Annotated in this window: 1 rRNA gene; it reads right to left on the bottom strand. The window is 51.6% G+C overall.

The annotated features are described in order from the left end of the window. A 23S ribosomal RNA gene (locus tag L3V36_RS23835) occupies nucleotides 1–1118 on the bottom strand; the annotation flags it as partial.

The raw sequence follows: 1118 nt of genomic DNA, 5'->3' as shown, positions 1-1118 counted from the left end.
TACTTGAACCTGGACAACCGTCGCCAGGCCCACCTAGCCTTCTCCGTCCCCCCATCGCAATTGTAAGAAGTACGGGAATATTAACCCGTTTCCCATCGACTACGCCTTTCGGCCTCGCCTTAGGAGTCGACTTACCCTGCCCCGATTAACGTTGGACAGGAACCCTTGGTCTTCCGGCGAGGGAGTTTTTCACTCCCTTTATCGTTACTCATGTCAGCATTCGCACTTCTGATACCTCCAGCAGCCCTTACAGACCACCTTCAACGGCTTACAGAACGCTCCCCTACCCCACATACCCTAAGGTACGTAGCCGCAGCTTCGGTGTATAGCTTAGCCCCGTTACATCTTCCGCGCAGGCCGACTCGACCAGTGAGCTATTACGCTTTCTTTAAATGATGGCTGCTTCTAAGCCAACATCCTGGCTGTCTGAGCCTTCCCACATCGTTTCCCACTTAGCTATACTTTGGGACCTTAGCTGGCGGTCTGGGTTGTTTCCCTCTCCACGACGGACGTTAGCACCCGCCGTGTGTCTCCCGGATAGTACTTACTGGTATTCGGAGTTTGCAAAGGGTTGGTAAGTCGGGATGACCCCCTAGCCTTAACAGTGCTCTACCCCCAGTAGTATTCGTCCGAGGCGCTACCTAAATAGCTTTCGGGGAGAACCAGCTATCTCCAGGTTTGATTGGCCTTTCACCCCTAGCCACAAGTCATCCGCTAATTTTTCAACATTAGTCGGTTCGGTCCTCCAGTTGATGTTACTCAACCTTCAACCTGCCCATGGCTAGATCACCTGGTTTCGGGTCTAATCCTAGCAACTGTACGCCCAGTTAAGACTCGGTTTCCCTACGGCTCCCCTAAACGGTTAACCTTGCTACTAAAATTAAGTCGCTGACCCATTATACAAAAGGTACGCAGTCACACCACGAAGGTGCTCCTACTGCTTGTACGTACACGGTTTCAGGTTCTATTTCACTCCCCTCACAGGGGTTCTTTTCGCCTTTCCCTCACGGTACTGGTTCACTATCGGTCAGTCAGTAGTATTTAGCCTTGGAGGATGGTCCCCCCATATTCAGACAGGATATCACGTGTCCCGCCCTACTCGTTTTCACTGATTATGA

This window comes from Vibrio sp. G-C-1, assembly GCF_021728015.1.
Lineage (GTDB): Bacteria > Pseudomonadota > Gammaproteobacteria > Enterobacterales > Vibrionaceae > Vibrio > Vibrio splendidus.
This window is presented reverse-complemented; position numbering and strand designations above follow the sequence as displayed.